Origin of the sequence: Catelliglobosispora koreensis DSM 44566, assembly GCF_000379685.1 — a bacterium.
GTDB classification, from domain to species: domain Bacteria; phylum Actinomycetota; class Actinomycetes; order Mycobacteriales; family Micromonosporaceae; genus Catelliglobosispora; species Catelliglobosispora koreensis.
Genome location: NZ_KB903289.1, coordinates 15,632 through 30,459, shown reverse-complemented (window position 1 = coordinate 30,459; position 14,828 = coordinate 15,632). Strand labels below are relative to the sequence as shown.

The following is a 14,828-nucleotide window of genomic DNA, read 5'->3' as shown; positions in this document are numbered from 1 at the left end:
ACAGTTGCGCGCCCCGCGGCGCGGGGCGCGCATGGTGGTTCAAGCCGCGTCAGAACCCACGGGCCAGCCTGTAGTAGGCCTGGTTCCATCGGATCTCGTCGGCCAGCCGGCGGGTCGTGGTGTCCGCGTCAATGACGATGAGTTCGGTACGCGTCATTTCGGCGAGGTCGTGGAGCTCCTCGACGCCGATCGCCTGTGATAGCACGGTGTGATGTGGTGCGCCAGCGGTGATCCAGGCCTCCGCGGACGTGGCGAGACTGGGCCTCGGCGCCCACACGGCACGGGCGACCGGAAGCTTCGGCAACGGGTGCGGCGGCGCGACCACGTCCACTTCGTTGGCCACCAAGCGAAACCGGTCCCCCATGTCGGCCAGTCCAAGCACGACAGCCGGGCCGGGCGCGGCGTCGAACACGAGCCGGACGGGGTCTTCGCGGCCACCGATGCTGAGCGGATGAATCTCAACGTTGGGAGGTGCGGCGGCGATTGTCGGGCACACCTCAAGCATGTGCGCGCCGAGGACCAGTTCCTGCCCGGGGCTCAGGTCGTAGGTGTAGTCCTCCATAAAGGACGTTCCGCCCGGCATTCCCGCCGACATGGCCTTTAGGGTCCGCACGAGGACGGAGGTTTTCCAGTCGCCTTCGCCGCCGAAGCCGTACCCGTCGGCCATCAGCCGCTGTACCGCGATGCCCGGCAGTTGCCGCAGGCCGCCCAGGTCTTCGAAGTTCGTCGTGAAGGCCCGGAACCCGCCAGCGTCAAGGAAATGGCGCAGGCCGGCCTCGATCTGCGCGGCGTAGCGCAGCGATTGGTGCCGGTCCCCGCCGGGGCGCAGTTCGGGAGCCAGGCGGTAGAGGTCGTCGTATTCCTTTACGAGGGAATCGATTTGGGCATCGCCAACCTCGTCGACCACTGCCACCAGGTCGTTGACACCATAGGTGTTGACCGACACGCCAAAGTGAAGTTCCGCTTCGACTTTGTCGCCTTCGGTCACCGCCACGTCGCGCATGTTGTCGCCGAATCGGGCCAGGCGCAGTGTTCGCATCGCCGACCAGCCGGTCGCCGCGCGGGCCCAGGCGCCGACGCGGGCGACCACCCTCGGGTCGCTGACGTGCCCGGCGACGGTCTTGCGGGCCACTCCCAGCCGAGTCTGGATGAACCCGAACTCCCGGTCGCCGTGAGCGGCCTGGTTGAGATTCATGAAGTCCATGTCGATATCGCCCCATGGCAGGAGCAGATTGGCTTGGGTATGCAGATGCAGCAACGGCGTCGACAGCGCGTCCAGCCCGGAGATCCACATTTTCGCCGGTGAGAAGGTGTGCATCCAGGCGATCACCCCGGCCGCACCCTCGACCGCCGCGTCGCGGCAAACCTTCAGGATCTCCGTGCTGGAGGTCAGGACCGGCTTCCACACCACACGGGCGGGAATGTCAGGCGACTCATCGAGCAGGCGGGCGATTTCCCGAGACTGGCCAGCGACCTGGCGCAGGGTCTCTTCGCCATACATGCTCTGGCTGCCCGTGAGAAACCAGATCTCTGGCAGGGGCTCAGGTGTCATTGCGCATACCTTCCACGGGGTTACGGGGTCACTTCTTGCGGATGCCGATAAGGCGCTGTAGCAGGATGAAGACGAACAGCAGCCCACCGATGACGATCTTGGTCCACCAGGAACTCAGGGTGCCGTCGAAGGTGATCAGCGTCTGGATCACGCCGAGGACAAGCACTCCCAGGACCGTGCCGAACACGTATCCGGACCCTCCGGTGAGGACGGTGCCACCAATCACGACCGCGGCGATCACGTCTAGCTCCATGCCGACCGCGATCAGCGGTGCCCCGGAAAGGGTGTAGAACGACAGCAGGATCCCGCCGACCGCTGAGCACAGCCCGCTGATGGTGTACACGGCGATGCGCGTACGCGCCACGGGCAATCCCATCAGCAGAGCCGACTGCGGATTGCCGCCGATGGCGTAAACGTTGCGGCCCAGCGGGGTGTACGCCAGCGTGTACGCCGCGATCGCGACAACGGCGAAGGCGATCAGCACGCTGACCGAAACGAAGTTGCCTCGCGGATCGCCGATGCGTTCCTGTGCCGCGGCTGTCCAGAACGGGTCGGTGATGGGTATCGACGTTTCGCTGATCCAGGTGCACATCCCCCGGGCGAAGAACATCCCCGCCAGTGTCACGATGAACGGCTGGATCTCGAAGTAGTGGATAACGCAGCCCATGACGAAACCTAGGGCTGGCCCGATGAGCAACGCGATCAGCAGCACCAGCGGCGCCGGTTTGCCGTCCTGTAACAGCGACGCGGACACCATCGCGGTCATCGCGACCACGGAGCCAACGGACAGGTCAATGCCACCCGTCAGGATGACGAAGGTCATGCCAACCGCGACCACGAGCAGGAACCCGTTGTCAATAAAGACGTTGAAGATGACCTGAACGTTGGAGAAAGCCCGGTACTGTGACACGCCAACGCCATACATGACAAGCAGCAGAGCGAGCGTCGCTAACAGCGGCAGATGGCGTTGCTGTAACAGACGCGGCCAGGTGCGCCCGGTGAAGATGTTCGTAGTCATGCCGGGACCTGCTCCTTTTGGCTGACGGCGGTGGGTTTACGGCGGGTGAATTTGTCCCGGAACGCTGGCGCTTGGATCAGGCACACGGCGATGACCACGACTGCCTTGAATAGCAGTGATGTCTGCGGTGAGATGTCCATCGCGTACACCGTCGTGGTGAGGGTTTGGATGATCAGCGCTCCGAGGATGGTGCCGCTGAAGAAGAACCGGCCCCCGGCGAGCGACGTCCCTCCAATCACGACAGCCAGGATCGCGTCGAGTTCGATCCACAGTCCCGCGCTGTTGCCGTCGGCACTGGACACGTTGGCGGTCAGCATGAAGCCGGCGATAGCGGCGCACACGGCGCTGATCACGTAGGCGAGGAAGATGATCCGGCGTGACCGGATTCCGGCCAGCCGGCTGGCTTCGGCGTTTCCGCCCACCGATTCGATAATCATGCCCAGCGCGGTACGCCGGGTCAGCGCCGCCAGCAACACGGTGACCGCGAGCGCGACGAAGATCGCGAACGGCAGGGTGAGCAGGTGCCCCACGCCGATGGTCTTATAAGGGCTGGAGTTGATGGTGATGATCTGGCCCTCGGTGATCAGCTGCGCCAGGCCCCGTCCCGCGACCATGAGAATCAGCGTGGCTATGATGGGCTGAATGCCAATGATGGCAACGAGAACGCCGTTCCACGCCCCGAGCACGAGCGCCAGCCCGAGGCCAAGAACCAGTGCGGTCAGCACTGAAGCCAGGCTGTTCTGATCGGGCTGCTGGCTGATGTAAAAGCAAGCCACCGCACCGCTGATGGCGCAGATTGAGCCGACCGACAGGTCGATGCCCCCGGTCGCGATGACGAGCGTCATGCCCAGCGCCACGAGAATCAGCGGCGCGCTCAAGCGCACGATGTCGATGACGCTGCCGTAAAGGTGGCCGTCTCGCATTTGGACGGCCAGAAAGCTTGGCCGGTAGATGGCGTTGGCCGTCAGCAGGGCTACTAATACCAGCACCGGCCAGAACAGGCGATGATTCTTTAACGCGCTCATTGCCCTGTCCCTCCAGCGCTGGCAATCGCTTGCATGATGTGCTCAGCGCTGACAGTGTCGTCATTTGCCAGCTGGCTGACGAGATTCCGGTCGCGCATAACGGCGATCTTGTGGCTCAGCCGCAGAACCTCTTCAAGTTCGGCGGAGATGAACAGCACCGCCATTCCCCCGTCGGAAAGCTGAACGACCAACTTCTGGATCTCCGCCTTCGCGCCGATGTCAATGCCGCGCGTGGGCTCGTCCAGGATCAGCAGCCGTGGCTCTGTGATGAGCCAGCGCGCCAGCAGCACCTTTTGCTGGTTTCCGCCGGAAAGGTTGCGCACCGGGATCTCTGGATCGGAAGGCCTGATGCTGAGCGCCTCGACGTATTTGGCTACCAGCTCGTCTTGCCGGCGGCGCGGCAGGGGCCGCAGCCAGCCGCGTGCGGCCTGCATCGCGAGGATGATGTTCTCGCGGACGGTGAGGTCGCCGACGAGCCCTTCGGTGCGGCGGTTTTCCGAACAGAACGCGATGTCGTGGCCGATGGCCGCGACCGGGTTGCGCATCGGTGTCTGTGCGCCGTTAACGACGAAGCGGCCGCTATCGGCCCGGTCCGCGCCGAAGAGCAGCCGGGCCACTTCGGTGCGGCCTGAGCCAAGCAATCCGGCGAGCCCAACGACTTCTCCGCCGTGGATGGTCAGGCTAAACGGTGCCACGACCCCTTTTCGGCCAACGCCATCGGCTTGAATGAAGGGAGTGCTCGCTTCCAGCGCCGCCAGGTCCCGCTTGGGCTGTTCCTCAAGGCGCTCAAGCACGTCAAGCTCTTTGCCAATCATCTTTTCGACCAGCGCGAGCTGGGGCAGCTCGGCGATCGGGTATTCGCCGACGAGCTTTCCGTTGCGCAACACCGTGATCCGGTCGGCCACGCTGTAGACCTGGTCCAGAAAGTGTGTGACGAAAAGGATGGCGATGCCTGTGTCCCGCAGCTGGCGCATGATGCGAAAAAGCTGCTCGACTTCGCGGGCGTCCAGACTGGACGTTGGCTCATCCAGGATGAGGATCCTGGCCTTGATATCGATGGCGCGGGCGATGGCGACCATTTGCTGCACCGCAAGGGAATACGTTCCCAATAGTGCGGTCACGTCGATGTCGAGGTCCAGGCGGGCCAGCAGTGCCCGCGCTCTGCGCCGCATTTCGCCCCAGTGAATGGACCCGAGTCGGCGGGGTTCGCGGCCGATGAAGATGTTCTCCGCGACCGAAAGGTTGGCGCACAGGTTGACTTCCTGGTAAACCGTGCTGACTCCGGCTGCGGCGGCCTGCATCGGCCCGCCGAACGACACCGGTGTCCCCGCAAGGTCTATGGCGCCTTCGTCCGGGCTGTACACCCCGGTCAGAACTTTGATCAGCGTGGATTTTCCAGCGCCGTTCTCGCCCATGAGGGCGTGGATCTCGCCCGGGAACAGGCGGAACTGGACGCCATCGAGTGCCCGCACGCCGGGAAAGGTTTTGCTTATTGAGGTCATCGTCAAGACCGGGTGCGTCATGCGGCCGGGCCTTCCTAGGGACGCGGGGACCGCCGTCGGCGATTACGACGGTCCCCGGAATGGATCAGTACTTGCGGGTCGGAAGCGCGGCCTTCGCCTGTTCCGGCGTGAACGTCGTTTCCTGGGTTTCGATACGTGCGGGCACCGTCTCGCCCGCCTTGACCTTCTTGACCAGTTCCATCAGCTGAGGGCCAAGCAGCGGGCTGCACTCGGCGATGAAGTTGAACTTGCCGTCGGCGAGTGCCTGCATGCCGTCCTTCACCGCGTCGATCGTGATGATCTTGATGTCTTTGCCGGGCACTTTGCCCGCCGCGGTGATCGCCTCAAGCGCGCCCAGGCCCATGTCGTCGTTGTGGGCGAACAGCACGTCAATCTTCGGGTGAGCCTTGAGGAACTGCTCCATGACGGCCTTGCCACCGGCGCGGGTGAAATCACCGGTCTGCGAGGCGATGACCTTCAGGTTCGGGTTGGCGGCGATGGCGGCGGCGAAACCCTTCTTGCGGTCGTTGGCCGGCGCCGAGCCCGTGGTGCCTTGCAGCTCAACGATGTTCACCGTGCCGGTCGCGGACTTGCTTTCGTTGACGAGCCACTCGCCAGAAAGCTTGCCTTCCTTGACGAAGTCGGAACCGATGAACGTCTTGTAGAGCGTCTTGTCCTGCGAGTCAACGGCACGGTCGGTCAGGATGACCGGGATCCCGGCGTCCTTGGCTTCCTTCAGGACGGTGTCCCATCCCGACTCCACGACCGGCGAGAAGGCGATGACATCAACCTTCTGCTGGATGTAGTTGCGGATCGCCTTGATCTGGTTTTCCTGCTTCTGCTGCGCGTCATCGAACTTCAGCTCGATGCCAGCCGCCGCGGCGGCTTCCTTGATCGAGTTGGTGTTCGCGGTGCGCCAGCCACTTTCCGCGCCAACCTGTGAGAAGCCGAGCGTGAGCTTTCCATCGTCGGCCGGCTTGTCGCCGGTGTCACTGTTGCCGCACGCAGCCAAACCCGCGGTAAGAAGGGTGGCTGTCAGCACCGCGACGGCGTGCCGCCGCGTGAGGGCCTTGCCAGTGGTGAGCATGCATTCTCCTTGGATGTGTGGCAATTTCCCGCCGCGCACGCCCTTGGGACGGTGGCGCGCGGTCATAGTGGTGGTGCGTTGCGGTGAGAGTTAGCGGGCCGGGGTCGCCTGCCCGTATACGTTTTGATAACGCTGATACAGCGCGTCGATATCGGCCGGGGCCATGGGCACCGGGTCCCCGAGTGCGCGGGCCAGGTGTGCGGTGCGTGCGACGTCCTCGCACATGACGGCGGCTTTCACCGCGGCTTTCGCGTCCTTGCCTATGGTGAAAACGCCATGGTTTCGCATCAGCACCGCCGGCGAGCGGTGGCCGCTGAGCGTTGCCACGATTGCCTTTCCGATGTCGTCGCCGCCGATCAATGCGAACGGCCCGACGGGAATCTCGCCGCCGAATTCGTCGGCCTGAGCGGTCAGGTGACAGGCGATCGCCTCACCGCGTGCCGCCCACGCCGTGGCGTAGGGACTGTGGGTGTGCACGACACCGCCGACCTCCGGCATGGCCCGGTAAACGTAGGCGTGTGCCTCGGTGTCACTCGACGGCGATAGGTCGCCCTCGACGACTTTCCCATACAGATCACAGACCACCATGCGGTCCGCGGTCAGCTCGCCGTAGCCGACCCCACTGGGTTTGATAACCATCAGCTGGTACCCGGGAACGCGCGCCGAAATATTGCCTGCGGTCCAGGCGACCAGTCCGTAGCGGGTTAGTTCGGCATGAAGCGTGGCGACGTCTTGGCGAAGCTGGGCGATGACGGTGTTCACAGTGCCACCGCCCGGGCCGCGTTGCGGATCGACCGCAGCTCCAGCATGATGTCGTCTCCCCCGCGCCCGAAGTGGTCATGCAAGCGGCGATAGTGGCCGTACAGGGCGTCATATGCCTTGGCACGGACCGGATCCGGCTGGTACACACCTTCGTCGATGCGGCCCATGACCTCCGACGCGGCGTATACATCGGTGTAGGCACCGGCCGCGACGGCCGCATGGATCGCCGAACCCAGCGCCGGCCCTTGCGCCGACCGGATGAGGTGCAGTGGGCGGTTCGTCACGTCGGCGTATATCTGCATCAGCAACGCATTGCCCGTCAGGCCGCCCGCGATCACCAGGTCTTGCACATCGACACCGGCGTCAGCGAACGCCTCGATGATCATCCGGGTGCCGTAGGCGGTCGCTTCAAGTAACGCCCGGTAGATGTCGGCCGGGCGCGTGGCGAGGGTCATCCCGACGATCAGGCCGCTGAGGTCGTGGTTGACCAGCAGCGAACGGTTGCCGTTCCACCAGTCGAGGGCCACAAGCCCGTGTGCGCCAACAGGTTGAGCGGCGGCGAGCTCCGACAGGGTGGCGTGCGAGTCATAACCGGCCGGGGCCGCGTGCTCGACGAACCAGCCGAAGATGTCGCCGACCCCACTCTGGCCTGCCTCGTAGCCCCAGGCTCCGGCGCTGATGCCCCCGTCGACGACACCGCACATCCCGGGCACCTCCGCGACAGAGCTGCCGTTGAGGACGTGACAGGTGGAAGTTCCCATGATGGCGACAAGACGGCCGGGCTTGAGCGCCTGCGCGGACGCGGCGGTCACGTGCGCGTCTACATTTCCGACCGCGACCGCGATGCCTTCGGGAAGGCCCGTCCATGCGGCGGCTTGTGCGGTCAAGCTCCCGGCGCGGCCGCCTAGCGGGTGCACTGGTCCGTCCACTTTGGACACGAATCCGGCGAAAGCTGGATTCAGCGCGGCGAGGTATTCCGGCGACGGGAACTGGCCGTCCTGCCGGATCCCCTTATACCCAGCGGTGCAAACGTTACGGGTTTCGGCCCCGCACAGCTGCCAGACGATCCAGTCGGCCGCTTCGATGAACCGGTCGGCCCGCTGGTAGACCTCGGGATCTTCTTCGGCGAGCTGAAGCCCTTTGGCGAACTGCCATTCGGCTGAGATCTTCCCGCCGTACCTGCCGATCCATGGTTCGCCGCGCTCGTGGGCGACGGCGTTGATCCGGTCGGCGTGCGGCTGGGCCGCGTGGTGCTTCCACAGTTTCACCCAGGCGTGCGGCCGGTGGCGCAAGTCAGCGACCTCGCACAGCGGTGTGCCATCGGCGAGCACGGGAAGGACCGTGCACGCCGTGAAGTCGGTGCCGATGCCGATGACGTCGGCCGGGTTGATGCCAGCGGCGGCGACCGCGGCAGGAACCGCGTGCCGCAGCACGTCGCGGTAGTCATCCGGATCCTGTAGCGCCCAGTCTGGCGGCAGCTGCTGTCCCGTCGCGACCAGCACAGAGTCCATGACACCGTGCTTGTACTCGTGGACTGCCGTACCCACCTCGGCACCGTCGCTCACGCGGACGACAAGGGCCCTGCCGGTGAGGGTGCCAAAGTCGACGCCGATCACGTACCGCTCGCCCATCGATTTACCTCCTGCTGACTGCTGGCCCATAGTGTTAGCGTTCACATTGCGTCCCGTCAAGACACGTTCCGGCAACATCGGGGAAACCACAGGTCTTTGCGAGCAGGCTTGACGGAGGCGGATGTGTGCGTTAACACTGACCGCTAGCCGGCAGGGGCGCGCGCATGACTTGCGGTGAGAGTCGCGCCCCTGTCCGTGCCCAGAGCACCGGTGCCTACACTCGGGGAAAGCGTTCTTCGCGGGAGTGAGGGCATCCGTTGGCCAGAGGCACTGGCGATCCGGGAATGATGGACGTGGCGAAACTCGCCGGCGTCTCACACCAAACCGTATCGAGGGTTCTTAATGACCATCCAAACGTGACGGAGCAGACCCGGCTTCGGGTGCGAGCGGCCATCGCCGAACTCGGCTATCGCCCGAACCGTGCCGCCCGCGCTCTGGCGACAGGGAAGTCACAAGTGATCGGTGTAGTCGCGCAAAACTCCACTTTGTATGGCCCGGCCTCGACGCTGGCGGCTCTCGCGCAGGCGGCAACGGGAAGCGGATTCACCATCAGCGTCGAAAGCGTGCGAACGCTGGAACGGGCGCCGATGCATGCGGCGGTCAGCCGGCATCTCGATCAGCGTGTCGCCGGGCTGGTCGTCATCGCGCCAGTGGACTCGGCCAACGAAGTGCTCGACCAGATCCCCAGCGACATACCGCTGGTCTGCATCGACGGCGACCCGCAGCGCTCCACTGAACTGGTCACGGTTGACCAGGAAGCCGGCGGATACGCGGCCACCAGGCACCTGCTCGACAAGGGGCACAAGACGGTTTGGCACGTGTCAGGCCCGGAGGACTGGTTCGATAGCCGGGGCCGCGTCGCCGGCTGGAAGCGCGCGCTCGCTGAGGCCGGCGCCGAGATCCCGCCGGTGATGGCGGCAGATTGGTCAGCCGCGGCCGGCTATCACGCCGGCCAGGTGATAGCGCGGATGAAGGAGATCACCGCCGTTTTCGCCGCTAACGACCACCTGGCCCTGGGCGCCCTGCGCGCCTTTCACGAACACGGCCGCCGCGTGCCCGAAGACATCAGCATCGTGGGCTTCGACGACGTTCCTGAAGCTGAGTTCTACATTCCTCCACTCACGACAGTCCGGCCAGATTTCGAGGCGGTGGCGGCAGCCACGCTGGAACTACTCCATGACCAGATCGTCTCGGGCACCACTGAGGGCCAGCGCCGCGTTATCGCCCCCACGCTCATCACGCGCCAGAGCGTGTCCGCACCACGCAAGCGACGCTAGTTAACGTTAACAATTTCTAGCGAGTTTCCGGGCGGGCAGACGGTCGCGCAGATCTGCGCCACCCCAGCTAAACCGTGATGCGGCAGCGATATTCCACAGTGGACGCTTCCGCGAACCCGTTCGTTACGTCTTGACGACGGCGATGTTATCGTTCACAGTCGATGACCGAAGGGCGCATCACGACACCCGGCACGATTCCGGGCACGCCAGCCGGGTGGATAACTACATGCGCACGCTCGCCCAGAGCGTGTCATCGCGAACGCGCAGCAATCCAATAGGGACGCATGCACACGAGCCGGCGTCAGGCTCCGCCATGCCGTCGAAACCGGCGCCACAAAAGCTCCCGCGCCGAAGGTGCGCTGCACGCCCGTTCGGAGGAGGACCGGATGCAACGAACGCTGCGCACACGGTGGGTAGCGACCGTCATGGCGATGCTTTTGACTGTCGCGTTGGGAGTGGTCGCCACGTTGCGGACCGCCCAGCCCGCGCACGCCCTCGAAAATGGTGTCGCCCGAACCCCGCCGATGGGGTGGAACACGTGGAACACCTTCGGCTGCAACATCAATGAGGCGCTGATCCGGCAGATGGCCGATGCCATTGTCGCCAATGGAATGCGCGACCTCGGCTACAAGTACGTCGTCGTTGACGATTGCTGGTTCAACCCCAACCGCGACGCGCAAGGCAATCTGCAAGGCGACCCGGGACGTTTCCCGTCTGGGATGCGTGCGCTAGGCGATTACCTCCACGCCCGGGGCCTGCTGTTCGGCATCTATCAAGTGCCCGCGGCGGAAACCTGTGCGCAGTACTTCAACGCCTATCCCGGTGCGACCGGCAGCATGGGCCACGAAGCGCAAGACGCACGGCAATTCGCCGCCTGGGGCGTTGATTTCCTCAAGTACGACTGGTGCTCACCGAGCGGGACCATCAACGATCAGGTCACCGCCTTCGCCCGGATGCGCGACGCGCTAGCGGCGACCGGCCGCCCGATCGTCTACAGCATCAACCCCAACAGCATCCACGAGAAGACCGGGCCGCTGCGCAACTGGGGCGACGTGGCCAACATGTGGCGCACCACCGAAGACATCACCAACGCGTGGGACACCGGGCAGACCAATGGGTACCCGATGGGAATCCAGAACATCGTCAACGTCAACGTGCCGCTGGCGTCGCACACCCGGCCCGGTGGCTTCACCGACCCGGACATGATGGAGGTCGGCAACGGCGGAATGACCGACACGGAGATGCGTTCGCACTTCGCGTTGTGGGCCGTGATGGCCTCGCCGCTGATCGCCGGCAACGACCTGCGCTCGGCATCCACGGCCACGCTGACGATCCTGCGCAACCAGCACCTGATCGCCATCAACCAGGATCCCCTTGGCCTACAGGCGGTGCAGATCTCCCATGACGGCACGCGCCGGGTTCTCGCCAAGCGATTGTCCAATGGGGACGTCGCGGTAGCCCTGTTCAATCAGGGCTCGTCCACCACCACTGTCTCGACCACCGCACTGGCGATCGGCAAGACCGGAAACTCCTTCACGCTGCAAGACGCGTGGACGGGCACAACCTCAACAACCAGCGGTGCCATCACAGCCTCGGTTGCCGGTCACGGCACGGTCGTCTACCGGGTCAGCGGCGGCGGAACCACTTCACCGCCACCCACTTTCAGGCTCCGGGGTGAGGCGTCAGGAAGGTGCCTGGACGTCAGCAATGGCGGCAGTGCCAACGGGACCCAGATGCTGATCTGGGACTGTCATTCCGGTTCCAACCAGCAGTTCACCCAAGCCGGGCAAGCGTTGCGGGTGCTAGGCAAATGCCTTGACGTGCCGGCCAGCGCTACCGCGGGCACACGCGTGCAGATCTGGGACTGCAACGGTGGGACGAACCAGCAATGGGCCCTCAACGGCAACGGAACTGTCAGCAGCGTGCGTTTCCCCGGCCTGTGCCTGGACGTGAATGGCGCGGCGACCGCCAACGGCACGGCGGTCATTGTCTGGAACTGCCACACCGGCGCCAACCAGCGCTGGACAAGGTCGTAGGAGGACCAGATGCCAGATCTGTCGCGAAGGCAAGTGCTCAAAGCCGGGGTAACCGGAACCGGTGCCGCGATGCTGGCCACGCCGTGGTCCGCGCCCGCGCGCGCGAACTCGGCCGCTCCGCCAGAAGTGCGTGCCATCAATGACTTCGCCCTGTGGTATGACGAGCCGGCCGGATCGGACTGGCTGCGGGCGCTGCCCGTGGGAAACGGCCGGCTAGGGGCCATGGTGTTCGGCAATACCGACACCGAACGGCTACAGCTCAACGAGGACACGCTGTGGGCGGGCGGCCCGCACGACTACAGCAATCCGCAAGGCGCCGCGGCGCTAGCCCAGATCCGCCAGATGGTGTTTCAGAACCAGTGGACCCAGGCACAGGACCGCATCAATCAGACGATGCTCGGCAACCCTGCCGGACAACTTGCCTACCAGCCCATCGGTGAAGTCAGGCTTACTCTGCCTGCCGCGGGAACCGTTTCCGGGTACCAAAGGTGGCTTGATCTCACCACAGCAACGACAGTTGTCACCTATACCGCCAACGGGATCCAGTACCGGCGGGAGGTGATCGCCAGCGCTCCCGACCAGGTGATGGCGGTCCGGCTGACCGCGAGCGCGCCAGGTGCGATCTCTTTTACCGCCACGTTTTCAACCCCGCAACGTGCGACTGCGGGCAGTCCAGATAGCACCACGATCTCGCTGGACGGCCGGTCAGGTGACCATCGGGGAATCGCTGGAGCGGTCCGCTTTCTCACGCTTGCCAAGGCGATCGCGACGGGTGGAACCACGACCAGCTCCGGTGGCACGCTGCGGGTGTCCAATGCCGACAGTGTGACGCTGCTGATTTCCATCGGCACCAGTTACGTCGACTTCCGCACCGTCAATGGCGACTACCAGGGCATCGCCCGCAGGCACCTGACCGCGGCACAAGGCACCGCCTACAGCACTCTGCTGAGCCGGCACACCGCCGACTATCAGCAACTCTATGGACGCGCCACCATTGACCTCGGCCGGACCCCAGCGGCAGACCAGCCCACCGACGTCCGGATCTCTCAGCACAACTCTGTCAGCGATCCGCAGTTTTCCGCTCTGTTGTTCCAATTTGGACGGTACCTGCTGATCTCTTCGTCGCGCCCGGGAACTCAGCCAGCCAATCTGCAAGGCATCTGGAATGACCAGATGAGCCCGTCGTGGGATTCGAAATACACCATCAACGCGAATCTGCCGATGAACTACTGGCCCGCCGATTCGACCAACCTCGCCGAGTGCCACGAGCCGGTCTTCCGGATGATGAACGACCTGACGATCACGGGCGCCCGCACGGCGAGCGTCCAATATGGCGCCCGTGGCTGGGTCACGCACCACAACACTGACGGGTGGCGTGGCTCTTCAGTGGTAGATGGGGCGCTTTGGGGGATGTGGCAGACCGGCGGCGCGTGGCTGGCGACGCTCGTTTGGGACCACTACCGGTTCACCGGAAACGTCGACTTCCTGCGCACGAACTATCCAGCGATGAAAGGCGCCGCCCAGTTCTTCCTCGACACACTGGTGCCCGAGCCAAGCCTCGGCTGGCTCGTGACCAATCCGTCCAACTCACCGGAACTTCCCCATCACTCCGGCGCCAGCGTGTGCGCTGGCCCAACGATGGACATGCAGATCCTGCGCGATCTGTTCGACGGGTGTGCGCGGGCGAGCGAAGTCCTGGGCGTGGACACCGATTTCCGCGGGCAGGTCCAGGCCGCACGGCAACGGCTTGCCCCAACGCGTACCGGCTCGCGCGGGAACATCATGGAGTGGCTCTATGACTGGGTAGAGACCGAGCCCGGCCACCGGCACGTGTCGCACCTGTACGGTCTGCATCCCAGCAACCAGATCACCAAGCGCGGCACGCCTCAGCTGTTCGATGCCGCCCGGCGCACCCTTGAGCTTCGCGGCGATGCCGGGACCGGCTGGTCGCTTGCCTGGAAAATCAACTACTGGGCACGCCTGGAAGACGGCAACCGCGCGCACAAGCTGATTCGTGACCTCGTCACGCCGGCCCGGCTGGCGCCCAACATGTTTGACCTGCATCCGCCGTTCCAGATCGACGGGAACTTTGGGGCGACCTCGGGCATCGCCGAAATGTTGCTGCACAGCCACCATGGCGAACTGCATCTGCTGCCCGCGCTGCCGGCGGCCTGGCCCACCGGTAGCGTGACCGGCCTTCGCGGGCGGGGCGGCTACACCGTGGGACTGAGCTGGAGCGCTCAGGCACGCGAAGCTCTCATCACGCCCGATCGCGATGGCACGGTCAACCTGCGTTCGCCGTTATTCGCCGGAACCTTTACCTTGACCGATATCACCGACGGCACCACGCCGGTGAGTGTCCGGCTTGAGCCGGATGCCATCCAGGTCACGGTCAAAGCCGGGCACACCTACCGGGTGCAGGGCTCGGTGAGCACTTCACCGGTTCCGGCAGGCTGGGCCCGCATCGCCAACGCCACCACCGGTTTGGTGCTCGACAGCGGAGGGAACGTCGCCTCCGGTTCCAACGTGAAGCAGTGGACCGCCGGCACGAGCACGAATCTGCAGTGGCAGTTCGTCGACGCCGGCGGTGGCTACTACCGCATTGTCAACCGCACCAACGGCATGGTGGCCGACAGCTGGGGCAATGCCGCCAACGGCGCACCGGCCCGGCAGACAGCATGGAACGGTGGCAACAACCAGCAGTGGCGGCTCAACAGCGTGGGCAACGGCCGCTATCAGATCATCAACCGCGGCACCGGCACCGCCTTGGACGGCATGGGCAACGCGACAGCCGGCTCCACGGTGGCGATGTGGACTCCCAACGCGAACTCCAACAATCACTGGACTATCACGGCCATCTAAAACAACGCGTCCTGGCCCTTGGCCCGGATCCTTAAAGCCGGCTGCCGCCCCTTAACCGCCGTTACGGGGGCGGCAG

The 14,828-nt window shown here is 64.8% G+C and carries 10 protein-coding genes; 3 read left to right on the top strand and 7 right to left on the bottom strand.

Translation table 11 applies throughout. From position 1 onward, the window contains the following. Window positions 1–49: 49 nt before the first annotated feature. The 7 genes from araA to araB all read right to left on the bottom strand — a co-directional run bounded on the left by araA (window position 50) and on the right by araB (window position 8,577). Window positions 50–1,552 carry an L-arabinose isomerase gene (gene araA / locus A3E1_RS0128065; protein ID WP_020524123.1) on the bottom strand — a complete coding sequence of 501 codons (1,503 nt, stop codon included), beginning with the start codon at window positions 1,550–1,552 and terminating at the stop codon, window positions 50–52. A gap of 28 nt (window positions 1,553–1,580) precedes the next feature. Then, a complete protein-coding gene (gene yjfF / locus A3E1_RS0128060; RefSeq protein WP_020524122.1) occupies window positions 1,581–2,570 on the bottom strand; it encodes a galactofuranose ABC transporter, permease protein YjfF in 990 nt (329 codons plus the stop codon). Beyond that, entirely contained in the window at window positions 2,567–3,595 is a 1,029-nt protein-coding gene (locus A3E1_RS0128055; protein WP_020524121.1) for an ABC transporter permease, read from the bottom strand. Before A3E1_RS0128055 ends, yjfF begins: the two co-directional genes overlap by 4 nt. Further along, complete coding sequence (locus A3E1_RS0128050; RefSeq protein ID WP_020524120.1) at window positions 3,592–5,118, bottom strand: sugar ABC transporter ATP-binding protein; 1,527 nt, start codon at window positions 5,116–5,118, stop codon at window positions 3,592–3,594. Before A3E1_RS0128050 ends, A3E1_RS0128055 begins: the two co-directional genes overlap by 4 nt. A 64-nt stretch (window positions 5,119–5,182) precedes the next feature. Further along, on the bottom strand, window positions 5,183–6,184 hold the full coding sequence (locus A3E1_RS0128045) for an ABC transporter substrate-binding protein (protein WP_020524119.1): 1,002 nt from the start codon (window positions 6,182–6,184) through the stop codon (window positions 5,183–5,185). 90 nt (window positions 6,185–6,274) lie between these two features. Next, entirely contained in the window at window positions 6,275–6,946 is a 672-nt protein-coding gene (locus A3E1_RS0128040) for an L-ribulose-5-phosphate 4-epimerase (RefSeq protein ID WP_020524118.1), read from the bottom strand. Continuing rightward, a complete protein-coding gene (gene araB / locus A3E1_RS0128035; protein ID WP_020524117.1) occupies window positions 6,943–8,577 on the bottom strand; it encodes a ribulokinase in 1,635 nt (544 codons plus the stop codon). The genes A3E1_RS0128040 and araB overlap by 4 nt, the downstream gene beginning before the upstream one ends. Window positions 8,578–8,861: 284 nt before the next feature. On the opposite strand from araB, the gene A3E1_RS0128030 reads away from it, so the two are divergent. The 3 genes from A3E1_RS0128030 to A3E1_RS0128020 all read left to right on the top strand — a co-directional run bounded on the left by A3E1_RS0128030 (window position 8,862) and on the right by A3E1_RS0128020 (window position 14,752). Further along, complete coding sequence (locus tag A3E1_RS0128030) at window positions 8,862–9,854, top strand: LacI family DNA-binding transcriptional regulator (protein WP_020524116.1); 993 nt, start codon at window positions 8,862–8,864, stop codon at window positions 9,852–9,854. Window positions 9,855–10,240: 386 nt separating this feature from the next. Further along, window positions 10,241–11,890, top strand: coding sequence for a glycoside hydrolase family 27 protein (locus A3E1_RS0128025; protein ID WP_020524115.1), 1,650 nt, complete (start codon window positions 10,241–10,243; stop codon window positions 11,888–11,890). Between the two features lie 9 nt (window positions 11,891–11,899). Beyond that, a complete protein-coding gene (locus tag A3E1_RS0128020; RefSeq protein WP_040392098.1) occupies window positions 11,900–14,752 on the top strand; it encodes a glycosyl hydrolase family 95 catalytic domain-containing protein in 2,853 nt (950 codons plus the stop codon). The last annotated feature ends 76 nt before the right edge of the window (window positions 14,753–14,828 follow it).